The sequence below is a fragment of the Leptospira selangorensis genome, assembly GCF_004769405.1.
GTDB lineage: Bacteria > Spirochaetota > Leptospiria > Leptospirales > Leptospiraceae > Leptospira_B > Leptospira_B selangorensis.
Map to the genome: position 1 here is coordinate 544932 of NZ_RQES01000005.1, position 22791 is coordinate 567722.

The 22791-nt window shown below is 39.2% G+C and carries 19 protein-coding genes; 9 read left to right on the forward strand and 10 right to left on the reverse strand.

What is annotated here, in order from left to right; genetic code table 11:
* Positions 1-417: 417 nt before the first annotated feature.
* On the forward strand, positions 418-2214 hold the full coding sequence (locus EHO58_RS04105) for an N-acyl-D-amino-acid deacylase family protein (protein WP_135678742.1): 1797 nt from the start codon (positions 418-420) through the stop codon (positions 2212-2214).
* 27 nt (positions 2215-2241) lie between these two features.
* Here EHO58_RS04105 and EHO58_RS04110 read toward each other — a convergent pair whose 3' ends face one another.
* The 4 genes from EHO58_RS04110 to EHO58_RS04125 all read right to left on the reverse strand — a co-directional run bounded on the left by EHO58_RS04110 (position 2242) and on the right by EHO58_RS04125 (position 6158).
* On the reverse strand, positions 2242-3255 hold the full coding sequence (locus EHO58_RS04110) for a zinc-dependent alcohol dehydrogenase family protein (RefSeq protein WP_135678744.1): 1014 nt from the start codon (positions 3253-3255) through the stop codon (positions 2242-2244).
* A gap of 71 nt (positions 3256-3326) precedes the next feature.
* Positions 3327-4574, reverse strand: coding sequence for a crotonyl-CoA carboxylase/reductase (gene ccrA / locus EHO58_RS04115; protein ID WP_135627613.1), 1248 nt, complete (start codon positions 4572-4574; stop codon positions 3327-3329).
* A 68-nt stretch (positions 4575-4642) separates the two neighbouring features.
* On the reverse strand, positions 4643-5236 hold the full coding sequence (locus tag EHO58_RS04120; RefSeq protein WP_135678746.1) for a TetR/AcrR family transcriptional regulator: 594 nt from the start codon (positions 5234-5236) through the stop codon (positions 4643-4645).
* A 229-nt stretch (positions 5237-5465) separates the two neighbouring features.
* Positions 5466-6158, reverse strand: a complete 693-nt coding sequence (locus tag EHO58_RS04125; RefSeq protein ID WP_135627611.1) for a hypothetical protein — start codon at positions 6156-6158, stop codon at positions 5466-5468.
* Positions 6159-6307: 149 nt separating this feature from the next.
* On the opposite strand from EHO58_RS04125, the gene EHO58_RS04130 reads away from it, so the two are divergent.
* Both EHO58_RS04130 and EHO58_RS04135 read left to right on the forward strand, forming a co-directional pair.
* A complete protein-coding gene (locus EHO58_RS04130; RefSeq protein WP_208728680.1) occupies positions 6308-6994 on the forward strand; it encodes an OmpA/MotB family protein in 687 nt (228 codons plus the stop codon).
* 97 nt (positions 6995-7091) lie between these two features.
* Entirely contained in the window at positions 7092-8738 is a 1647-nt protein-coding gene (locus EHO58_RS04135; RefSeq protein WP_135627609.1) for an ATP-binding cassette domain-containing protein, read from the forward strand.
* A 2-nt stretch (positions 8739-8740) separates the two neighbouring features.
* Here EHO58_RS04135 and EHO58_RS04140 read toward each other — a convergent pair whose 3' ends face one another.
* The 5 genes from EHO58_RS04140 to EHO58_RS04160 form a co-directional block, all read right to left on the reverse strand.
* A complete protein-coding gene (locus EHO58_RS04140; RefSeq protein WP_135627608.1) occupies positions 8741-9301 on the reverse strand; it encodes an LA_3696 family protein in 561 nt (186 codons plus the stop codon).
* A gap of 119 nt (positions 9302-9420) precedes the next feature.
* Positions 9421-10008 carry an RdgB/HAM1 family non-canonical purine NTP pyrophosphatase gene (gene rdgB / locus EHO58_RS04145; RefSeq protein WP_135678748.1) on the reverse strand — a complete coding sequence of 196 codons (588 nt, stop codon included), beginning with the start codon at positions 10006-10008 and terminating at the stop codon, positions 9421-9423.
* Entirely contained in the window at positions 10005-10343 is a 339-nt protein-coding gene (locus tag EHO58_RS04150) for an STAS domain-containing protein (protein ID WP_010514772.1), read from the reverse strand. The genes rdgB and EHO58_RS04150 overlap by 4 nt, the downstream gene beginning before the upstream one ends.
* A gap of 193 nt (positions 10344-10536) precedes the next feature.
* Positions 10537-11784 carry an acyltransferase family protein gene (locus tag EHO58_RS04155; protein ID WP_135678750.1) on the reverse strand — a complete coding sequence of 416 codons (1248 nt, stop codon included), beginning with the start codon at positions 11782-11784 and terminating at the stop codon, positions 10537-10539.
* Positions 11781-13280 (reverse strand): hypothetical protein, encoded by a 1500-nt coding sequence (locus tag EHO58_RS04160; RefSeq protein WP_135678752.1) that lies wholly within the window; start codon positions 13278-13280, stop codon positions 11781-11783. Before EHO58_RS04160 ends, EHO58_RS04155 begins: the two co-directional genes overlap by 4 nt.
* 244 nt (positions 13281-13524) lie before the next feature.
* On the opposite strand from EHO58_RS04160, the gene EHO58_RS04165 reads away from it, so the two are divergent.
* From EHO58_RS04165 to EHO58_RS04190, 6 genes are all read left to right on the forward strand, one after another.
* On the forward strand, positions 13525-16662 hold the full coding sequence (locus EHO58_RS04165) for a SpoIIE family protein phosphatase (RefSeq protein WP_135678754.1): 3138 nt from the start codon (positions 13525-13527) through the stop codon (positions 16660-16662).
* 178 nt (positions 16663-16840) lie between these two features.
* Complete coding sequence (locus tag EHO58_RS04170; protein ID WP_135678756.1) at positions 16841-18631, forward strand: ATP-binding protein; 1791 nt, start codon at positions 16841-16843, stop codon at positions 18629-18631.
* Between the two features lie 6 nt (positions 18632-18637).
* Entirely contained in the window at positions 18638-19081 is a 444-nt protein-coding gene (locus EHO58_RS04175) for a response regulator (protein ID WP_135627602.1), read from the forward strand.
* A 1-nt stretch (position 19082) separates the two neighbouring features.
* Complete coding sequence (lvrB, locus tag EHO58_RS04180) at positions 19083-20216, forward strand: hybrid histidine kinase/response regulator LvrB (protein WP_135627601.1); 1134 nt, start codon at positions 19083-19085, stop codon at positions 20214-20216.
* Between the two features lie 68 nt (positions 20217-20284).
* Entirely contained in the window at positions 20285-20632 is a 348-nt protein-coding gene (locus EHO58_RS04185) for a CsaA family protein (protein WP_244241054.1), read from the forward strand.
* Between the two features lie 157 nt (positions 20633-20789).
* Positions 20790-22022 carry an esterase/lipase family protein gene (locus EHO58_RS04190; protein ID WP_135678758.1) on the forward strand — a complete coding sequence of 411 codons (1233 nt, stop codon included), beginning with the start codon at positions 20790-20792 and terminating at the stop codon, positions 22020-22022.
* 5 nt (positions 22023-22027) lie between these two features.
* Here the strand turns inward: EHO58_RS04190 and EHO58_RS04195 are convergent, their stop codons facing one another.
* Positions 22028-22483 (reverse strand): DUF1801 domain-containing protein, encoded by a 456-nt coding sequence (locus tag EHO58_RS04195; protein WP_244241055.1) that lies wholly within the window; start codon positions 22481-22483, stop codon positions 22028-22030.
* Between the last annotated feature and the right edge of the window lie 308 nt (positions 22484-22791).

Below are 22791 nucleotides of genomic sequence, written 5' to 3' on the forward strand. Positions count from 1 at the left end.
TAGAAGGTCTATTGGTTTGGAAATTTTTTTCTGACTACTCCGTATTTTTCCGAATAACCGGTCCAGAGCTGCACATAATTATCCGCGTTATTTGACTGACTTTTTGAGCATGTTCTAATTTTGGCTACTGGATTTTCCAAGGAGCATCGGAGAATATCCGGTGCTTGGTAGTAACTCAAAAGATCAATATTCGTATCGTCCTGCGGTAAGTTAGTCTTCGGGCGCATGAACGAAGGTTCGCATATTCACCAATACCAAAGTGAAGTGCCACAAGATAGATAGCATCTTACATATAATTTTTCTTCCTCCATGAACAATTGTTCATCTATATTCAAAAAATTTGAAAAAGATTGACTATGGGTTATTATACACTTTTGTAGCGAAGCTCTAAGAGATAGAATAGAGAAGAGGAATCATATGAAGTACGATGTTCTGATCAAAAATGGAAGAATATTCGATGGAGAAGGAAAAGAATCCTTTATAGGAGATATAGCAGTCTTGGACGGAAAGATTGCTCAGATCTCCAAATCAATTCCAGGCGACGCAAAAAAGATCTACGATGCAAAGGGACTTTGGGTCACTCCAGGATTTATAGATTTTCACACACACTATGATGCAGAGGTGGAAGCTTCTCCGGGACTAAAAGAATCTGTGATGCACGGAGTAACAACTATTACAATGGGAAGTTGTTCTCTTAGTCTTTGTATCGGATCGGCGGAAGATCTTGCAGACATGTTCAGTAGGGTAGAAGCCATTCCGAGAGAACAGGTGCTTCCTCTATTACAAAAAAAGAAAACTTGGAATTCGATGAAAGAATATGCGGATCATTTGAATTCTCTTCCTTTGGGTCCGAATGTTTCTACATTCTTGGGACATTCTGCTATTCGATCTTATTCTATGGGATTAGAAAGGTCTCTTTCTTATGGCGTGAAACCTACGGAGCAAGAGATGTTGCAAATGGAAAAACTTCTGCAAGAGGCGATTGATTGTGGATACCTAGGGCTTTCTATCAATACTCTTACTTGGGATAAGATGGATGGTAGTCGTTTTAGAAGTAAACCGCTTCCTTCTACATTTGCTAAATGGTCCGAGATTAGTAGATTAAATAAGATCGTTCGGAGAGAAGATAGGATCTTCCAAGGAGTCCCGAACGTTTCTACCAAATATAATGTTCTATTATTCTTTAAGGAAAGTTTGGGGATTTTTAGAAAGAAACTGAAAACCACGATCATTTCCCTTATGGATCCAAGATCCAATCGTTCTATTTATAGGCTTGTTGCGTTTCTAACTCGGATTGTGAATACAATTCTGAAAGGAGACGTACGTTTGCAGGCTGTTCCTGCCGTATTCGATCTTTATGCGGATGGAGTAGACGTAGTAGTTTTCGAAGAATTTGGCGCGGGAACTGCGGCCATACATTTAGCTGACCTTGCAGAACGAAGGAAACTTCTCCTGGATAAAGGATATAGAAAATGGTTCCGAAGACAATGGACGAATTGGTTTCTGCCTAGAGTATTTCATAGAGACTTCAACGAATCTAAAATTGTAGAATGCCCCGACCAAAAACTAGTCGGTAGATCTTTCTCTGAATTAGCTAAAGAAAGAAAACAACATGTGGTCGAAACGTTTTTGGATCTATGTGCGGAGTATGGGAATGATATCCGCTGGTATACAGTAATCGGAAATGATCGAAAAGGCCCTTTAAAATATATAGTCAGTCATCCTGATGTGTTGATCGGATTCTCCGATGCGGGCGCTCATTTAAGGGGAATGGCACATTATAATTTTCCATTACGCTTTTTGAAATTAGTCAGAGATGCGGAACTGGAAGGAAAACCTTTTCTTTCTGCGGAGAAAGCAGTTTGGAGAGTTACGGGAGAGATTGCAGATTGGTTCGGTTTGGACACAGGCAAATTGAAAGTAGGCGCCCAAGCGGATCTAGTTCTTTTAAATCCGAACGGTTTGAATGAAAAAGTAGAAACCATCCAGGAAACTCCAATGCCCGAATTTGGTGGAATGGTTCGTTTAGTTCGCAGAAACGAAGAAGCAATTCGTGCAGTGTTGATTAATGGGAAAATTGCAGTGGAGAATGGGATCGTTCTTCCTGAGATCGGAAAAGAAAACGGTTTCGGAAGATTTATGGCCTATAAGGAAAAAGATTATCTTTATAATTCTAAAAAGGAATCTAAACGAGTGCCTGCGTCGGTAGCCTAACCTGCTAAATTATAAAGGCGGAAGATATTAAGGAATTCTAACTACGATCTTTCCGAAATGTTTTCCGTCTTTAAGATATTCTAATGCATCTTTGAATTCGGAAAGCTCGTAGACTTTATCTACTACAGGTTTTAGTTTCCATTCTTCAATCGCCTTGTTCATAGCAAGGAAACCTTCTCTATGACCTACTACGATCCCTTGGACTTTGATTTGGTTCATAACTAATGGAAGAAGGTTCAGATCCTTGATTGCTCCTGCTAAAATCCCGATCAAATGGATTGTCCCGAAAAGTTTGACTGCTTTGATGGATTGCTCCAAGGTTCCAGCTCCACCTACCTCAACGATATGATCTGCGCCTTCTCCGCCTGTGAGTTCTCTGATCTTTTCTCCCCAAGAGGTAATATTTCTATAATTGATCAGATGGTAAGCGCCTAAGGATTTTCCTCTTTCCAATTTTTCATCCGAGGAAGAAGTAAGATAAACGGTAGCTCCAACTGCTTTAGCAAATTGTAATGCAAATAAGGAGACTCCGCCGGTTCCTTGTATAACTACTGATTCTCCTTTTTTGAGTTGGTTCTCCACAAAAAAAGAAGACCAAGCAGTAAGTCCCGCGCAAGGAAGAGTAGCGGCTTCTTCAAAGCTAAGATGAGAAGGCATCGGAACTACGCCACTAGCCGGAAGAATTGCGTACTGTCTTAAGGTCCCGTCTAAAGGGCCGCCTAGTGTAGTTCTAAGTTCTTTTTTATTAGCGTGTCCTGATAACCAGTAGGGAGCAAATGTAGCATTGATCTTGTCTCCAGTCTTGATACCTGTGACATTCTCTCCTATATCTACAATTTCTCCCGAGCCATCACTGCAAGGAACCATTGGTACCGGAAAATTCGGATTGTACTTTCCTTGGACAACAAGATAGTCCCTGAAATTTAAGGAAGCCGCTCTAAAACGGACTAAAACTTCTCCCGGGCCCGGTTTGCCTGGGTCCGGTAAATCGATTAAGGAGAGATTTTCTTTTCCGAAAGAGGAAAGTTGGACCGCTTTCATTTGATTATACTTTTATAATGTAGTTCGGAGGGTAGAAGGACTCCTGGGATCAGGAGCCCTTCTGCGGTAGATTATTTTCTACCGAGTCCTAATTTGTCAGCACCTACAAGGATACTCATGTTTCCTGCAGGGTGTTTGTTTTCTTTCATCAATTGGTGAGCTTGCGCAGTTTCATGGAACTGGAAGGTTTGAGAAAGAACTGGATCCACTTTTTTATCGATCACTAATTGATTGATACCAATTGAGTTCTCGTCATTTGCAAAGTGAGAACCTTGGAGACGTTTTTGGCGCATCCAAAGATATCTTAAGTCAACAGTTGCATTATAACCTGTGGTTCCAGCACAGATAACTACCATTCCTCCAGTTTCACAAACGAATACTGAAGTCGGGATGGTGGTTTCACCTGGATGTTCGAATACGATCTTAGGATTGTTTCCTTTTCCTGCGATGTCCCAGATAGCCTTTCCGAATTCTCTGGCTTGTTTGGTCCATTCTACAAATACTTCAGGCTTATTAATATCTGAAGTTAGAGCGCCCCAATGTTTGAAGTTATTTCTGTTAATAACTCCTGCAGCGCCAAGATTCTTACAGAACTCGATCTTATCATCGGAAGAAACTACTGCGATTGGAATTCCACCGGCAGCTTTTACGATCTGGATCGCCATAGCTCCGAGTCCACCCGCTCCTCCCCAGATAAGAACTACGTCTCCTGGTTTTACATCATTCGGTTTCCAATGGTGAAGCATTCTATATGCAGTCGCTCCAACGAGCATGTAAGCAGCTGCTTCTTCCCAAGAAAGATGTTTTGGTTTAGGAAGACATTGGTGGTCTTGGACTTTACAGAACTGTGCGAAAGATCCCCAGTTTGTTTCATATGCCCAAATCAATTGGGAAGGTGCAAACATAGGATCTTTTCCTTCTTTTACCCAAGGATCATTCTTGTCCCAGATACCGCAGTGTAGGACTACTTCATCTCCTACTTTCACGTTCTTAACTTCGGAACCTACTTTATATACGATCCCGGATGCGTCTGAACCACCGATATGGAATTTTTCAGGTTCGCCTTTTTTGTTTCTCGCGCCGATCACATCGACCGGAAATCCAAGACCAGCCCATACGTTATTATAATTAATTCCGGCTGCCATAACTGCAACCAGCACTTCGTCAGGTTTAATTTCAGGAACGTCGATCTCTTCGGGTTGGATAGACTTTATCGGGTCTCCAAAACGCTCTGGTCGGATGACCTGTGCATGCATTTTTTTAGGGACCACTCCTAATGGAGGGAGTTGGCCGATTGGTACGATTTCAGGTGCGCTCATGGGGACCAGAAAACCTAACCGACCGAGGCTTACGAGAAAAAAAAGAGTCCTAAACTTAGCTTTCGGGCTTAAGTAAGAAGGATATGATCGATCCTTTCTTCCAAACCTCTGACCCTATCCTCAAAAAAACGCTCCGAGGAGATAGAAAGTATCAAACTATGCAGCAGGTCCACGAGAAGGGAAAGCTTTAGTTCCGCATTTTTGGCTGGAGGATTACGATCTACGGCCGCATCCAATAACTTTCTATACTGAGCACCATAATGATTCGTATATTCTTGGACCAGATTTTCGGGTGCAGAATATACTAAGCTGAATGGAAGTTTGGCCCTATCAGGAAACTGTCTCGCGATATCCGAAATTGCTCGGAATACTGAGACAACTTCTTCTCTTAAACCTTTGTCTTTTACCAATCTGCTTCGGATATCGTTCAATATCATCAAATGAGTGGCGACCAATGCTTTTCTGAAAAGGTTCTCTTTGGAATGGAAGTGATGGTAAATGCTAGGCTGCTCCAACCCGCATTCTCTGCTGATCTCTCTCAGAGAAGTTCCATGGAAACCTTTGCGAGCAAAAGCTATCGCAGCGCCTTCTAAAATTCTCTCTCGAGAATTTCTGAAAACTCCGTTTGTGGGGTAGACAGGGCTACCGTCCTTCTTTTTCACCGATCCGACCTCTTTTAGGAGGATTCATTCGGCGATATTATTTTTTTGTTTGAAGATCGAAGATCTCGAAATCGCCGGATGATCTATCCTTTAGGATAGAAATTTCACTATATTAGCGAAGATATAACAAACGCCAGAATTCCGCAATTCATTAACTTAATGGCATTAGTTATTTAAGTCAAACTTGCCTGAATGATCGTCTTACCTGATTGTAATCAAGTTCAAAGGATCAGAACTCTTTTTTAAAAACTTCGAAGTAGTTGTTCAACTCACTCGTACCAGGAAGCCTTCCTTCTGCTCCTGGTTGTTTTTTACCGGGAGAACCAGGTTGGTTCAGGTTTTGATCTTTTTCTTCTCGCCCGAATGCAGCTGCGGGAGTGTATAATTGGCTGCCGAATAATAGTTCGAAGTTCGCTACGTTAGACTCTGATTCATCTAATCTGATCTCTACTAAGAAATGATTTTCTCCGAATCTTGCTTCCCATTCATATACGAAAGAAGGTTCTACAAATCCTGTGAATAATGGAGATAATTTTCTGTCTTCGCTATCCGATTGGAAGATATGTACCATAACGGATTGGTCCGGATTTTCATGAGCGAGGCCCACTCCTAATTTGCGGACGATTTTTCTGTCCTTACCTTCCGGGAATTGAAGTTTGAAAGATACTGTGTTCCCTTTGAATACCGAACCGGTAAAATGTGATTTTCGATCTACGACATATCCTCTGTCTTTTAGAGAAACTTTAACTTCTTCTACTAACTTTTTGAATGTTGGAGGTCCTCCTGCTATGGACTCTTTAGAGTTAGTGGGGGGATTTGTAGTAGAAGTTTGGGAATACAAGGCGGATTGGATAATTAAGAATAAAAACAAAATTAAGGGAAAGAATCCCAGTCGGGGAAGTTCTAATAGAAAGGATCGCATGATTACTAACAGACTAACTCGGATCGAACTTTCTCGCCAGGTTTTTTCGAAAATATTTCGGAAAATAGACGAGAATCTCTCGGGAAAAGTCAGAAAAAAACGATAAATTAATTATGCGCCCTTGTTCTAAGACAAAACTCGGAGGAATCATGAAAACGAATCTGGGTATTCTCACCTTAGCTATTGTTTCGATTTCCATTCTATCTAATTGCGTTTCCCAATCCAAGTATGACGCCTTACAAGCAATGTACGATCAGAAAGCAAAGGATCTTTCAAATTTAGAAAAAGATAAGTCTTCTCTCCAAAGATCCGTAGAGGATATGAAAAGGATCCAGGAAGAAACAGAAAGAAGGATCGCTGATTATAGGAGCCTATTAGAAAGTTTTAAAGGAATGATCGATTCCGGAAAACTTAAGATCAGGATCGTTGATGGAAGAATGGTAGTGATACTTTCTTCCGATATATTATTCCCTCCCGGCTCTTCAAGTTTATCATCCAAAGGAACGGATGCAATTAAAGAAGTCACAGGGATCTTATCTTCTCTTCATGGAAGGAGATTCCAAGTAGAAGGCCATACGGACGATGTTCCTACCGGTATCAAAGGATATTCTAACTGGGAACTTGCATCTGCAAGAGCTTTGACTGTATTGCATACGATGGTGAAATCCGGAATGCCGGAAGAAAGGATCAGTGCAGCTTCTATGGGATCTTCTCGTCCTTCTGTCCCGAATACAAGCGTGGAGAATAGAACCGCGAATCGAAGGATAGAAATTGTAATTGTTCCTGACTTATCTAATTTACCTGGAATTGAAGAATTACGTAAATTGAGCGAATAGACCAAGCCTAGGATTCGCTTGGCGAATTCTAGCACCTTATAAACTATGGTCCTATCCCCTCTTTTAATAAGATCCCTTCGGTGTTTAGGTAGGTTGTATGATCAGCGTTTCGGGTTTATCTCTGAATTTCGGAAAGAAAATTCTTTTTGAAAACGTTACTGTTAAGTTTAAGGAAAGCTGCAGATACGGTCTGATCGGAGCCAACGGTTCCGGTAAATCCACCTTCATGAAAATCCTTGCTGGAATGGAACAGGCTGCTGCCGGTTCCGTTGCTATTGACGTAGGAGTCAAAGTAGGTTACTTAAAACAGGACCATTACGAATACGAAAACGAAACAGTATTGAATACTGTGATGATGGGGAATAAAGAACTTTGGACAATCGCCAAAGAAAGAGACGAAATTTATTCCAAACCTGAAATGTCCGATGAGGACGGGATCCGAGTTTCCGAATTAGAGGAAGCTTTCGGAGAAATGGGTGGATATGAAGCCGAGAGTGTCGCTGGAGAATTATTAGAAGGTTTAGGAATTCCTACAAACATCCATGGCCAGACACTTTCTTTTTTAACGGGCGGTTTTAAACTTAGAGTATTACTTGCTCAAGTCCTATTCCAAAAACCGGATGTTTTACTTTTAGATGAGCCTACCAACCACTTGGATATCAAGACGATTCACTGGTTGGAATCCTTCCTATTGAACTATAAGGGAGTAGTTATCGTAATCTCCCACGACCGTCACTTCATTAACTCGGTTGCTTCTCATATTTGCGACTTAGATTATCAAACGATGACCGTTTATCCTGGAAACTATGACGAGTATATGGAAGCTTCTCAGGCCGCGAGAGAAAGAGCCCAGTCGGATAATAAAAGATCAAAAGAAAAAATTGCAGAATTACAAGAATTCGTAAGTAGATTCAGCGCAAACGCTGCAAAATCTAAACAAGCTACTTCTCGCCAAAAGATGATAGAGAAGATTAAAGATAATATGACGGAGATCAGACCTTCTTCCAGATTATTTCCGTATATAGTTTTCAAAATGAAACGAGTTCTCGGTAAAGACGTAATTCTTGCGGATAATATCTCCAAAGCTTACGAAGACAGAACTATCTTTAAAGATTTTACGATCAATATCACCAAAGGGGAGAAGATCGCGATCATCGGAACAAACGGTGTCGGAAAAACTACTCTTTTAAAAACTCTGATGAAACAGATTGACCCTGATGCAGGAGCGGTTGCATTCGGAGATTCCGTTGAGTCTTCTATCTTTCCTCAGGACCATAGAGAAGGGATCGGTGAAGACGCTGACTCCATTATAGAATGGTTATACAGATACGCACCTCCAGGCACCGAGATGGAAGAGATCCGAGCTATTTTAGGAAGAATGCTCTTCAGCGGAGACATGGCCAAAAAACCAACCCAGGTACTTTCCGGAGGAGAAAAATCCAGGATCATTTTAGGAAAGATGATCATGGCTCAGGACAATCTTCTGGCTTTGGACGAACCTACAAACCACTTGGATTTGGAATCCATCGAGTCCTTGAACTATGCATTAACCAAGTTCGAAGGGACCATCTTATTCGTTTCTCACGATAGAGAGTTCATAAGTTCGATTGCGACCCGAGTTTTGGAAGTCACCACAGAAGGTATCAGAGATTTCAAAGGAACTTACGAAGAGTTCTTAGAAAGAGAAGGCCAAGAATTCTACAAACGTCTGGCAGGCGGACCTGTTCTTACAGAAGCCGAGTAAGATCAGATATATTTATCCAGAAGTTTCATTAGTATTGGCATAAAAACGGTTATAGAAACCCCAGTTGCTAAGATCCATTTTGTTTGAGTGGATATCAACTGGTGGATTTTAGCGATTTCTTTATAAATTCCTAAAAATCCGGAATGCATTTCTTCTTTTAATTCCAGTTTCATTTCCGTCATTTCTGTTCTGAGTTCGAATTTACAAATTGCGATCTCGGACTTGATCTCTGATCTGACTGCGGCAAATTCCGATCTAACTTCCGTTTTAAATCCTTCGAATTCAGAACGGAAGATTGCAAGTTCCGTTTTAACATTTGTAAGTTCGCCTTTTAAACTAGTAGAAGTCTGGCCAGTATTATTTTTAAATTCAGACAGCTCAGTTTTAATCTTTCCGACTTCTTCAGTAAGTCTTTTCTCGAATTGGTTACTTGATTCTTCCAAAAGTATCTTGCTCCCTAAATTCCAATTGAAATTTACAAAATCTAAAAACTCATCCCTTCCTTTCGGACCTAAAACGTCCTCTAATCTGGCCGGAACTTTCTTATAGATTGGTACCTTCATTTTAACCTCCGACGGTTGTTTGGCAACTCGTTCTTTAGTTTCAGGTACTTATTCAACCTTAATGCTTGCGTTTTTTGTTAAAAATTTCCGGAATATCTATTCGGAATCTATATTCATTTTTATGAATATGTTTTTAGATACTTTACTAACTTATCTAAGGCTTTCTTTCGGTGAGAAACTGAATTCTTTTTCTCATCTGAGACTTGGGAAAAATGAGCGGAGAAGGGAGGGTAATAAAAAATAGGATCGTATCCGAATCCATTTCCACTAGTATCATAAGTATCGGAGATCAATCCGGGGCATTCTCCTTCGAAAGTAAATTCTCCTTCCGAAGTGACTAACGCGATCACACATACATACTTCGCGTTTCGGTTTTTTTCTCCTTTCATTTTTTCCAGTAGAAGTCTGGCTCTTCCCTCGTCGTCTAAACCTTCTCCGCCAAAACGAGCCGAATAAACTCCAGGTTCTCCACCTAGGGCTTCTACACAAATTCCGGAATCGTCCGCTAAGGAAGAAAGTTTAGAAAGAGAGAATAATTCCCTGGCTTTGAGAAGTGCATTGTCGGTAAAAGTTTTACCGGTTTCTTCCGGACCGAAATCGATCCCTAACTCCTTTGGGGTGGATAATGTAAACCCTAAAGGAGAAAGGATGGCTCGAATTTCGCGAACTTTATGGGAATTGTTGGAGGCTAAAGAAAGGGATTTCAATTTCCCAATTTGAACTCGTCAAAAGCATCTTCGATTGTAGGAAGAACTTTGAACACTTTGTCCAACATTGTGATCTCGAATAATTGGAGAAGATCATCGTCGTTCACTACGATGATGATATCACCTTCTGCTGAGTTGAACTTTTTTTTGTAGGAGACTAGGATCCCCAACGCAGTTGAGCAAATATGACTTACCTCTGTAAGATCGATTATGATCTTAGGAGAAGGTTCGAAATTATGGTCGCTCAGGTTGCGGTCCAGTTCCTCGCTGTCGGATTGCAGAATGGATCCGGAAATTTTAATGATGTGGATGTCGCCTTGAACCGTTATTTCCATGTGGGTAACGAACCTTGTGTGCATATTCGATTTTTTTATAGCAAGCAAAAAACGGCCTTTCACGAACTTCTTTGCACCCTTCTTCCCGAATAATTTTAGAAAAAGAAGAGAATGAGACTTTTTTGGGTAATTTCTCCCGAAAAAACTTCGTTTATGTCCTATTACTTGAGATATCTCAAGTCACTGTTCTAATTTACGATTGAGAAACCTTCTGCAATTGCTCGCTGAAAACTTGAGAGGTCATCTTGACTTTGTACTTTGCGATCAGTTTATCTTTGAGAATCGTAAACGGTTTTTCAGTGATTAGATGATAAAAATACGCGAAGAAGAAAACCGCAAGTCCGACCGGAATAGTATAAAGCAAGAATTCATGCTGTTCTAATTTTTTATCTGCAAAAAGTAATCTTCTGGAAAGAGGTGTCATCACAACGATATGGATAATATAAGCACAGTATGATAATTTTGCAAAAGGAGAGAATCCTTTCCAGGAGAGGAATTTTCCGATCGGATCTCCTTTTCTCATGGAGAGAATAAAAATTCCAATCCACAGTAATGCAAAACTTGGGAACCGGATGATCTGATGAAATCCCATCTTGAATTCGTCCACTAATGCTGTATAAGTAAGAAGTCCGATCCAAAGTCCCGCATGTAAATAATTCGCCCAAGGTCCTAACTGAAGAGCCTTTTCGACCCATGATTTATGAAAATTGAATATATATGCGAATATAATCCCATAGAGAACCGAATCTATATGTCCATGAAATGGATAATAGATATTTGCATTATATAGATCTACAGATGTGGATCCGCTTGTCTTTAAGATCACCGTATACATGAAAATTGCACGGTAGATCAAAGGGATAGCAGTAAGAATGATCAAAAATCCTAATCTAAAACGTTTAGGAACATATCTAAAAATAACTAAAAGAAAGATTGGGAAAGCAATATAGAATTGTTCCTCTAAAGAAAGAGACCAGCCATGGAACATGGTTCCTTTGAAATAATCGGAAAGATATAAAAAGTCGAACCAGATCTTACTTTTAGCTGCTTCGATTTGGCTTGCGAATTCAGGAGGGGTGCTTTTCAAAATAATCGGGATAAATATGAAATATTGCAGTATTAGGAAAATATAAAACGGAGGAAAAATTCTTAAAGATCTTTTTAAATAGAAAAACTTCCAGTTAATCGTGCCTTTGGATTCTAATTCGGCGAACAAAGGACTTGCGATCAGAAATCCGCTCAACGGGAAGAATAGATCTAAACAAACGGATCCATTATTTAAGAAGTTTCTTAAGTAGGGGTCTATGTCCGGAATAAAGGTATAAACAGTGCGGTACATATGCCCGTAGATCAGCATAAAAAAACCCAAGGTTCTTGCCCCGTTAAAAGGTGCGATTTCCCTTTCGTCAGGTCTAAAAATTCCCAGGAAATATTCTTTCATTCAATGATCCTTACTACTGTGGATTTATAGTGGAAAGAGTTCTTGTTTAGAATTTGAAACTCTTCACTTTCTTTTTCCGGTGTTTCTAATGTGATCGTAATTGCAGGTTCCGAATCGCCACATCGGAAAGATTTTGGAACTAAAAAATGCCATTCTTCATTTAAGCAGGAATTATATCCTTCTCTTGTTAATCTGAGAAGAATTCCCAAACTAAGATCTCCTTGTCCGAAATCTTTCGGATCGGATTTCCAACGAATTCTATATTTGGCCTCTTTTTGAGGTGAGATAGCGGCTATAAATTTCTCCGGTCTATCATCGTATTCGAATTCCGTGTTTTTGCCGTAAATTGCAATACATAGGAATATTATAGAAATGAAATAGATTTGGAAGTTTCTGGTGTTCGGAAATTCAAATTTGGATAGAATGATCTTTAGGTTCAGATAATAAAGAAGGCCCGCTAAAACATAAGTGAACCAATAGATATGGGAGATCTGCCCCCCTTTCATCTTGAATGCACCGAATAGTGTAATGAAAAACGCCCAAATCAATATTCTGAGCAAAGATCTATCAAATTCTTGTAATTTATCTTTCCAGAAACTAGGAATTCCGAATAATAATCCCACAATCAAAAGTGCAGGGATCTGCTTTGGAATACTTAAAGGAGAAACATAATAAGAGAGAACATATTGTAAAGTAGGGCCTAATTTATGAAAGGTAGAATTCTTAAGTGCTAATCCTATAATTTTACTTAAGTTTCCCGGAGAGTTTGTGAATTGTTCAACTAACGGTGGGATCCAACAAATGATCGTGAATATGGCTGCAAGAAGGAGGCTAACTACGAATTCCTTTGTTTTGTATTGAGAAAGTCCTTTGTTCTTATAAAAATAAAAACATCCGACTGCAAACATCGGAACTATAAAGGAAATCCCAACGATCTGGTTTTGAACGATTATATTGGCACAAACTATAAACCAGAAAAAATTCCGGATAGAACCGTTTGAAAAATCAGTTAAAGAAAGGATCAATACTAAGGTTGGTAAAAGAACTACTCCCGGTCCCCAGATATTTGAAAATGCATTCGGTAAAAGAGGAGTTAATCCTAAGACCAAAGATGCAAATAATAGAACTGTAGATCTGTTCTCCTGTAATTTCGAATAAAGAATTCTTAAACCGATCAGAAGGAAAAAAAGATTATAAAGAACGATCCCGATTGAATGTGCTCCATGAGGAGACTTCACGAAGAAAAATATTTTTTCTGCAATTGCCAGATAATAGAATACGATTGGTCCGGGATGATTTACTAAAAAGCGAGAGTATGCTCCTAAACTTTCTTCGAATTTTCCCGCCTTCCAGATTTGAAGAGCATTGGCGGCATAATCTCCAGTTTCTTGATAAGGTTGGCTAAAAAATCCTGGGTTCGCTAGTAAATATGCTAAGCAGAATACGATCGGGAAAAGTATATAAAGTGAAAGTTTGTTGTTAGGAGAGGTTTGCATGAATCGGAGAAAAATGGTTGGCCGATATTTCCAGTAAGCTTCTGTTTTTCGATTCCTGGGTCAAGTAGATTCCTTTTTAGAACGTGCTTTATGCAAAGAAGGAAAGCTTATAAAGAACCTTAAATAATTTATGTTAGAATTCCGACAAATCTAAGAAGTCCAACAAAATTTTGGAAATAAATTACGCTTGATCCGAGTCGGATCGTTACTCTAAGCTTCCGGGACTTACTTTCTATACCAATCAATGGATCCGTTATTTTTTAACTTCTACTCTTTCGGTTCGATCTTAATCGTTCTGTACTTCTTCTATGCCGGCTTCTTCTTCCTTACGATTAAAGAGAGAAGTATGGCCGCCTTTCATTTGGGAGTCTGTGCCTTAACCACAGTTTTCCATAATATAGGATATTTCTGGGGCTTTATTTCTTTCGAAGAGAGCACAATTTTTCATAGGGTCATCGCAGTTGCGGGACCATTGATGAGTTTTACCCAATTAGTTGGATTTTTCATCTATTTCCCTGAGCCTAGGAAGAAAGGGATCTTACCAGGTTTGATCTTCTATTGGCTTCTTTATCTAGGAGTATTAGTAGTCACAGGATATTATGTTTTCATTTGTTGGGACGCTCCTAGATCTTTTGTTCCCGGAAGTCATTATTGGGATTATGAGGTCCATGTATTTTACAGTTACTTCATATACATAATTTTATTTTATGAAGTATGCTATCTGGTGATCGGTATTTGGAAGGCGATCATAGAAACCGGAAAAGAGAGAAGGTCCGTAATTTATATTCTTCTCAGCTATGCCGTGATCACAGTAGTTCCTGGAATTTTAAACGCACTTAGTCGAAACGGAACAGTTGCGCGAGCTACATACCAACAGTCCTTTAATCTTGGAATGGTTACCGGAATGTTCTTGATCATGATCGTGTATGTGAACGCCACTAAAGAAAGAACCACGATCTTGAATCGGATCATCGGAGTCTCTTTAGCTACATTCTTCGTATGTTATCAATTGGTGGGTTATTCTATCCTAAATGGATATGAGAGAACTTACGATGATATGAAAAGAAGAGATAGCTCTATTGCGGTTCAGGAACAGAGGGATCCTCAAGGTTTGGCATATATAGTTTCTTATGATCCGGAAAAGAATGAGTTCCGATCGGAAAGAGGAAATAAAGATCCTAGATTTAAAAAAGAGGACGAGTTAGAAGTCCGTTTCTTTAGGGAAAAACAAAAGATCTCTAATATAGGAAGTTTGCCTGCAAAAGAAAGATTAGAAAGAACGGAAAAAATTCTGGAAACTTCTCCGAATGACTTTAAAGCCTATGCTGCAGGTATTCGCGCCTTTCTAAAGTCAAAGAATGATGAAACGATAAAAGATTCGGATATGGAGGGTTATTTCCGAGGAATATACGGAAAACTGAATATTATCCGAAATAAATACTCCAGGCTTCCTGATCGCAAAAAACAAAAATCTATCGAAGGATTGCTTGTTTCTACTGATATAGGATTGTCCGAGACCCTGGCTTATGTAAAACAATCCGCAATTCATGCTGTAAATTCGGATAAATCCGCCGAGCAAGTATCTAAGATCGTACTTAATTCTCTTGCCCCGATTCATTTTGCGGGAGAAAGGATCTATCGAGGCACTAGGATCTATTCTCCTTCTGATCCTAAGCCTGTAATGTATCTTTCCTATTATTTTGCTCCGAACCTAAGCGGAAAAATATACGAGGTAGGATTCGAATATAAGGACTATAGAATATTCCACCATGATCCAAGTTTTATCTTAGTCGCGTCTATGGTCCTGACATTCTTTGTTATTGTTATAGGATTTAGGTTTTTCTTCCAAAATGCGATCGTAGTTCCTATGGATGAAGTGGTCGTGGGATTAACCGAAGTAAACTCAGGGAATTTAGAATATAGGCTGACTCCTAGAGTAGAGGACGAGATCGGATTTATTGCTAGATCATTCAATAAAATGGCAAGAAGTATCCAAGCTGCCAGAAAAAGACTCGAGCAATACGCAGACGAATTGGAAGAGAAGGTAAAAGATAGAACCAAAGAATTAGAAAAGACTTTGGAAGAAGTGAAAGAACTCAAACAACAACAGGACGGAGATTATTTCCTTACCTCACTTCTAATCAAACCTTTAGGGGCAAACAAGGCTTCCTCTGAAAACGTCAAAGTAGACTTCTTAATAGAACAAAAGAAAAAATTCAGCTTCAGAAGATTTAACGACGAGATCGGTGGAGACATGAATATCTCTAACCAGATCACGCTCAGGGGCCAACGTTATATAGTGTTCTTAAATGCGGACGCAATGGGAAAATCTATGCAAGGAGCAGGGGGAGCCTTGGTTTTAGGAGCCGTTTGCGAATCCATCATAGAAAGAACTAGGATTGTAGGATCTATGAAAGAACAGTCTCCGGAAAGGTGGCTTAAAAACGCATTTATAGAATTGCATAAGGTATTCGAAAGTTTTGAAGGTTCGATGCTCGTATCTTCGGTGATCGGGTTAATAGATGAAGACTCTGGAACATTATATTATATTAATGCAGAGCATCCTTGGACAGCGCTTTATAGAGATGGGAAAGCGGACTTTATAGAACAAGATCTTATGTTCAGAAAATTGGGAACCACTGGAATGGATGGAAAAATTTCGGTGAAAACATTCCAATTATTACCTGGCGATGTGATAATTGCAGGCTCGGACGGGAGAGACGATATTCTCATTGGAAACGACGAAGAAGGTGCAAGGATCATCAACGATAATGAAAAACTTTTCTTAAAGTTGATAGAAGAAGGAAACGGAGAACTTTCTAATATATATGAATCTATAAAAAAAGTAGGTTCCCTGACGGATGACTTATCTTTAGTCCGAATCTCTTTCAAAGAAGAAGGAGGGATAGAAAGGACCCAAGAGAAGGAAAAGATCAGACAACTTCTTCGAAAAGCCAAAGAGAAATCTCAAGATAAGAATATCAAAGAAGCATTATCTTTCTTAGAAGAAGCTGACTCACTAGACAATCGTCTACCTGAAGTAAAAAAAGGATTACTTAAGTATCATATTCGATTAAAGAATTATGCCAAGGCCGCACAATTTGCAGAAGAATATTTGAATATTCGTCCGGTGGATAAAGAAATACTATTTATTGCTTCTTACGTAGCAAGAAGAGCCAGACAATTCCAAAAAGCTCAAGATTTCGGCGAAAGATTACTCTTAAGAGAACCTGATCATGTTAGAAATTTGATCAATTTGACTAGGATCTCAATCGCTTTAAGAAATTATGAAAGAGCAAAACATCTTTTGAGAGAAGCTCAAAGACTGGAGCCGGAGAATTCTCAGGTTTTAAAGATCAGACAAGCATTAGATAAAATATAATTCTTTCTATCTAATGTGACTTAATCAAGAGACTAAAAGACTAAAATCGGTTTAGGAAATTAATTTTGTCCAAACTATGTAAATATCTTGCAAAATGGGGTCAAAAAATTTAAAATACGCGGATAAAACATGAAATAGATTAAAAGATTATAAACTTTTAATCTATGTTTTCCTTATCATGCTCTCATATGATTCTAAACTAAGATTCGGAATTGTCGGAATAGGTTTTTTAGGCCTATTGATCGGCGTTTCTTCTTGGGTTAGCAATAGGAATCTAACCCAATCTAAAGACTGGGAATCTCATACTTTTGGTGTTCTTTCCAGATTGGAAAGTTTAGCTTCTTCCGTAAAAGAAACCAAGATCCGATTTTTGCTCTTTTTATCATCTGGAAAAAAAGAAGACCTGGAATATTATAAAACTGAAAAGCAGAATTTGTTCTTTAAGCTAGGTGAACTTAAATATATCACCAGAGACAATTCTATCCAACAAAGTGGCCTCTTAGAGTTGGAAAAATTACTTACTAAACGAGACGAGCTGGTCCAGAAAATAGGCCATTCTAATTTCAAAAACAAAGAAACAGAAATTGAAAATGCGATATTAGAGAATGAGATCGATCGCCAAATAGACAAGCTGAAGGAAAAAGAACTCTCACTGCTTTCGGAAAGAGCCTACGATTCTAAAATAAAAGAGAGGATTACGGATTGGGTCCTATTCTTATCGATCTCCTTTAATATACTCATCTTAGCTGTACTTTATAGATTCTTGAGGAAGGAGTCTGATCGCAGAATAGATGCGGAGAATATACTTTTTGACAAGAATAATCTTCTGGAGCATACACTTTCCGAAAAGGAAAAGTTTTATAAAGAAATTTTAATGATCAAGTCCGCTTTGGATTGTGCTTCCAGCAATATCATGATTGCTGACAACGATCTTAATGTTGTCTACACGAATCGTTCCATAGTGAGCATGTTCCAAGCGGCAAAGGAGAATATTCGTAACCAATATCCGAATTTTACTCCTGAGGCATTGATTGGATCATGTATAGACTCCTTTCATATTGCTCCCGAAAAACAGAGGCATATACTTTCTACATTTACCGATACGTATAAAAGTTCCGTTTCCATTGGCGGAAGACAGTTTAATCTAAGTGCCGATCCCGTGATCGATTCTTCCGGAGAAAGATTGGGGAGTGTGGTGGAATGGTTGGATGTGACTGAAAGGAATTTGAAAGAATTTCAGATAAATCAATTGAACCAAGATCTTGAAGATAATATTCGAAAATTAGAATATGCAAATCGGGAATTGGAGGCATTCAGTTATTCCGTGTCTCATGATCTACGGGCTCCTATCCGTGGAATAGACGGATTTACAAAGATCATGTTGGAAGATTATTCCCCAGTTCTAGAGCCTGAAGCTTTGAGACTTTTGAATGTTATAGCTTCCAATTCTAAATTTATGGGCCAGTTGATAGATGACCTGCTGGCATTCTATCGTGTCTCCAAATTGGAACCGAAATCGGATTCAATAAATATGAAACATATGGTTTCCGATTCGATAGAGATCATTAATCAGGAATACGGATCCAGAAGCCCGATAGTGGAAATCTCGGAACTTCCTCCGGTGAGAGGGGACGCTTCCATGCTAAAACAGGTTTGGTTGAATCTAATTTCAAACGCATATAAATATTCTTCCAAATCACAAAACCCTTTCGTGGAGATAGGATTTTTAAGCGGAGAAGGGAATCGTACATTCTTTGTAAAAGATAATGGAGTTGGTTTCGACGATCAATATTCCCATAAACTTTTTAAAGTATTTCAAAGATTACATTCCAACGAGGAATTTACCGGAACAGGAATTGGGCTTGCGATCGTAGATAGGATTGTCCAAAGACATGGCGGAAAAGTTTGGGCAGAAGGAAAAACGGGACAAGGCGCCACATTTTATTTTACAATACCGAACAAGGAATAGAGAAGAATGAATCAATCGGGAAACTATGATATACTTTATGCGGAGGATAATCCGAACGATGCAGAACTTACTTTGAGAGGTTTCAGAAAAAATAATTTAGTAAATCAAGTCTTTCATGTTAAAGACGGAGAGGAAGCTCTAGAGTTTTTATTCTGCAGAGGAAGATACGAAGGCAGAGAATCGGGTGGGAAACCTTTATTCGTATTATTGGATCTTAAAATGCCGAAAGTGGACGGCCTCGAGGTGCTGAGAGAGATCAAGTCCGACGAAAAATTGAGAACGGTTCCAGTGGTAATGTTAACCTCTTCTGCGGAAGAGAAAGATATAGTAGAAAGTTATAAACTAGGCGTAAACAGTTATATAATTAAGCCTGTAGAATTTGAAAAATTAATCGTAACAGTATCTGAAATAGGACAATATTGGTGTATATTAAATAAATCGGTGCATTAACATGAAGACGCTAAAGTTCCTTTTTTTAGAAGATTCTTCTACCGATCTAGAGCTAATCCAAAGGGAGTTAAAAAGAGCAGGCGTGGAATATATTCCTGTCCATGTTCAAGATAGAGAAGAATATCTAAGGGCGATCGAAGACGAGAAGCCTGACTTTATTTTTTCGGACTACTCACTTCCTAATTTTGATGGATTATCCGCATTAACCATCGCAAAAGAACAATGCCCTACTACTCCTTTTATATTCGTTTCCGGAACGTACGGAGAAGATGCAGCCATCCAAACTCTGACTAGAGGAGCAACCGATTATGTTCTTAAGGACAGATTGGTAAAACTTGTCCCAGCATTAAGAAGAGCCATCCGAGAAATAGAAGAACATAAAGCTTTAAGAAGGGCGGAACAAGAGAAGTTTGAAATAGAAGAACAACTCAGACAAAGCCAAAAAGTAGAAGCGATGGGGTTTTTGGCCGGAGCAATGGCCCATGAGATCAATAATCCGATCATGGCTATCATAGATTATGCTCAATTGATCTCTAAAGGGGAAATGGATATAGATAAGGCTCAAAAGATCGCTTCTAAGATCAAACAAGAAGGGGAAAGAATTTCCGTAATGGTAAAGGATCTACTTAGATTTGCCAGACAGGAAAAAGCTGCCTTCGAACCTGTGAGCGTTTTTGCATTAATATCTAAGACTCGTTCTATCGCAGAACAAAGATTAAAGATGAGCCGCATCCAATTGGAGTTGGATATACATACTAATCTTCCTTCCGTAATGTGTAAAGAAGGGCAGATACTTCAGGTACTTTTGAATTTGATCAATAATGGAATAGATGCGTTGAACCAACGTTATCCGGAATACGATGAAAACAAAAGGATGATCATCTCGGCCAAACCTGAAGAGATCGGCGGTAAGTCCTGGGTCAGGATTGCTGTGGAAGATTTGGGTTCGGGAATTCCTCAGGAAATCGGTAAATCCATCTTTAATACATTCTTTACTACTAAAGGAGCAGATAAGGGAACCGGTTTAGGACTTTCTGTCAGTCTTGGGATTGTGAAAGAGCATGGGGGATTTCTTTCTTTCGAAAGTTCTACCAACGAATACACCAGGTTTTTCCTGGATTTACCTGCAGTCTAACAACGATTTTTGGATCTTCTTTGTAATTTTTTTGTCAAATAATTATCTGCGAGTGGTTATACTAGATAATGGAATCGACTGAATATACAAACTTAGTTTCGGAAAAACCTTTTGCCGATCTAGACCTAAGAGTCGGTAAAGTAATAGGTTTTGAATTGCTTCTCGATCATGGGGAAAAGGCATATAGATTGATCTTGGATTTCGGCGAGAATTCCGGTGTCCGCAAATCGAGCGAACCCATACTCTCTCTCGGGGAAGAGAAAGATTTCTTGGGTAAACAAACACTTTGCGTGATGGACTATCCTTCCGCTCATGTTGCAAGAATGAGAGCTCAAGCTTTATTCTTAGGCTTTGTAGAAGAAGAGGAAGAGTTCAGCAAGTCTGACGCAATCAGCTTCGTTCAACTCGCTTGTTAATCTAATCTTAAAAATTCAGAAGCCTCGACTCTCAGGCTTCTGAATATATAATTTCTTCTATCTTTCTCCCTTGACGGCCCGCGGTTTTTACGTATAGTGAGGCGGCGCTATCCAGTTAAGAATTTAAAATATGCCATACAAACCAACAGAACCCAGCATGAAGTTGGGAAAATTCGCAGTTTCATTTGCAAGGGATACTTCTCTCGGGGTTTTATCCGGAGTTAAATCCGCACTCACAGGTTCATTCGAATGGTGTGCAAAAAGTTTATCCGAAATTTCGGAAACACCTACAGTAAATGGGACTCGCCTCGGAGAATTTCTGAAGGACGCGGGAAAATCTTTGGGAGAAGCAGGAAATAAAACGGAGGAAGGTCTATCCAAAGCATTCGAGTCCACTGCACAAGCAATGCATACCGCACTAGAAGCATTGAGTGAAACAGAATCTTTGATACAAAGAAAGGTATTCGAAAATATTTCCGTTTCCAGTGTAGTGGGGGAATCTTTCGCAGGAATGATCACCACTTCTGAGATCCAAGCATCTTTTCGTTTAGAGGGAAAAGATGTAAGCCCTGAAGAAGTATTGGCGGATTGGAAAAAATCAGGATCTAAAAAACCGATCCTTTGTGTGCCCGGTCTATTTTGTGACGAAGGTCTTTGGATTAAGAACGGAGAACCCTCCTTCTCCGAAATTTTAATAAAAGAAAATTATTATCCTTTTTATCTTAGATTCAATCCTGGAGCTCATCTGTCCGAGAACGGCGCCAAACTTTTGGAATTGGTGAGAAAGGTTCTGGAAGATCCGGATTTAAAGAATCAAAAATTCGATGTCGTGACCTATAGCCAGGGCGGACTCGTTTTTAGAAGCGCTCTTTATTCTTCTCAAAAAGAAGGAAATCCGCTTTCTTCCAATATTAAAAAAGTATTATTTATCAGTTCTCCTGACGGAGGTTCCTATATCGAAAAAGTAGGATTCTGGTTGGGACTCGGAGCCGAAGCTCTGCCTGTATTTCCGGTGCAATTAGTCGGTTATATTGGAAATCAGAGAAGTGAAGCAATGAAGGATCTTTCTCACGGGATTATACGGGAAGAAGATTGGAAAGAAGGATCACATCTAGGCAGATACGGAAAAGATAAATATTTCGGAGAACTAGACGAGATAGATGCCTATCAGATTTATAGTTTTGTTTCGGAAGAAGAAGGAGACTGGTCTTCTTGGATCGGTGATGGTATCGTAGAAAAACCAAGTCTTACTTTGTTTAGTGATTCAGTATTTCGTAAGAAGTCCAATCCTGAAAACAGGGTTAAGATCTTAAAAGGATTATCTCATTACCAGATCATGCCTTCCGCCGAGTTAAGAGAATACTTCTTAAAGATCTTTCTCGGAAAGTAAGGACTTTATTTTACCCAGCCCTTCTTCTTATAATCTTCGTATCCTAATTTTAAGGCATCTTTGATTTGAGAGAGAAGGATTGGGTCCTTCTTCTTTATATAAAAACAACTTTTGCCTTTTAAACATTTCAGAAGTTCTTGAGGCAAAACTTTTTTCAATTCTGGCTCCGAATACACAGGCATAAAATAAAATCCCACATATCCTTTTTGAACGAGTGCGCCAACGAAATAAACTTCCGGCTTTTTTTTGCCGTTTACCTCGATCTCCATCTCACTTACCAAGCCGTATTGGCCTTTTGAATCTCCTCTTTCTTTGATACTTCCCTTTATATAGGGTTTCATTAGCTTTTTTATCTCATTAAAAATCGGAACTAGTTCTGGTTGTCCCGGGGATTTGTCTTCGTATTTGATCCCACGTTTAGGGGAAGAGTTATTCTTTGTGGACTTCTTCTTGGCTGGCATATCTCGCATTTTGGGGACTTTCTTCCAATGAAACAAGTTGTTTTCATTCTATTTATTCGGAGAAAAACGAAACCGTACGCTTAAATATGAGTTATGGATCGAACTTGTGTTGAAAATATATTAAATAAATATAATATATGAGTGACTGCTCACTTAACTCTGTTTGTTTGTGTTCCCACTAATTCATTATTATATTTTAAATAACGATCGTTCTTCATAAAAAGAAACATATATAAGCCACTTATAAGAAGAAGCTTGTTACGAGTTAAGCCCTCGAAATATTATGCTTTCACAGAAGTAAAAAAGGT

Excerpts from the sequence above, each read along its gene's own strand:
- EHO58_RS04105 (WP_135678742.1), top strand. The coding sequence starts at position 418 with ATGAAGTACGATGTTCTGATCAAAAATGGAAGAATATTCGATGGAGAA.
- EHO58_RS04110 (WP_135678744.1), bottom strand. The coding sequence starts at position 3,255 with ATGAAAGCGGTCCAACTTTCCTCTTTCGGAAAAGAAAATCTCTCCTTA.
- ccrA (WP_135627613.1), bottom strand. The coding sequence starts at position 4,574 with ATGAGCGCACCTGAAATCGTACCAATCGGCCAACTCCCTCCATTAGGA.
- EHO58_RS04125 (WP_135627611.1), bottom strand. The coding sequence starts at position 6,158 with ATGCGATCCTTTCTATTAGAACTTCCCCGACTGGGATTCTTTCCCTTA.
- EHO58_RS04130 (WP_208728680.1), top strand. The coding sequence starts at position 6,308 with ATGAAAACGAATCTGGGTATTCTCACCTTAGCTATTGTTTCGATTTCC.
- EHO58_RS04135 (WP_135627609.1), top strand. The coding sequence starts at position 7,092 with ATGATCAGCGTTTCGGGTTTATCTCTGAATTTCGGAAAGAAAATTCTT.
- EHO58_RS04140 (WP_135627608.1), bottom strand. The coding sequence starts at position 9,301 with ATGAAGGTACCAATCTATAAGAAAGTTCCGGCCAGATTAGAGGACGTT.
- EHO58_RS04150 (WP_010514772.1), bottom strand. The coding sequence starts at position 10,343 with ATGGAAATAACGGTTCAAGGCGACATCCACATCATTAAAATTTCCGGA.
- EHO58_RS04155 (WP_135678750.1), bottom strand. The coding sequence starts at position 11,784 with ATGAAAGAATATTTCCTGGGAATTTTTAGACCTGACGAAAGGGAAATC.
- EHO58_RS04160 (WP_135678752.1), bottom strand. The coding sequence starts at position 13,280 with ATGCAAACCTCTCCTAACAACAAACTTTCACTTTATATACTTTTCCCG.
- EHO58_RS04165 (WP_135678754.1), top strand. The coding sequence starts at position 13,525 with ATGGATCCGTTATTTTTTAACTTCTACTCTTTCGGTTCGATCTTAATC.
- EHO58_RS04170 (WP_135678756.1), top strand. The coding sequence starts at position 16,841 with ATGCTCTCATATGATTCTAAACTAAGATTCGGAATTGTCGGAATAGGT.
- EHO58_RS04175 (WP_135627602.1), top strand. The coding sequence starts at position 18,638 with ATGAATCAATCGGGAAACTATGATATACTTTATGCGGAGGATAATCCG.
- lvrB (WP_135627601.1), top strand. The coding sequence starts at position 19,083 with ATGAAGACGCTAAAGTTCCTTTTTTTAGAAGATTCTTCTACCGATCTA.
- EHO58_RS04185 (WP_244241054.1), top strand. The coding sequence starts at position 20,285 with ATGGAATCGACTGAATATACAAACTTAGTTTCGGAAAAACCTTTTGCC.
- EHO58_RS04190 (WP_135678758.1), top strand. The coding sequence starts at position 20,790 with ATGAAGTTGGGAAAATTCGCAGTTTCATTTGCAAGGGATACTTCTCTC.
- EHO58_RS04195 (WP_244241055.1), bottom strand. The coding sequence starts at position 22,483 with ATGCCAGCCAAGAAGAAGTCCACAAAGAATAACTCTTCCCCTAAACGT.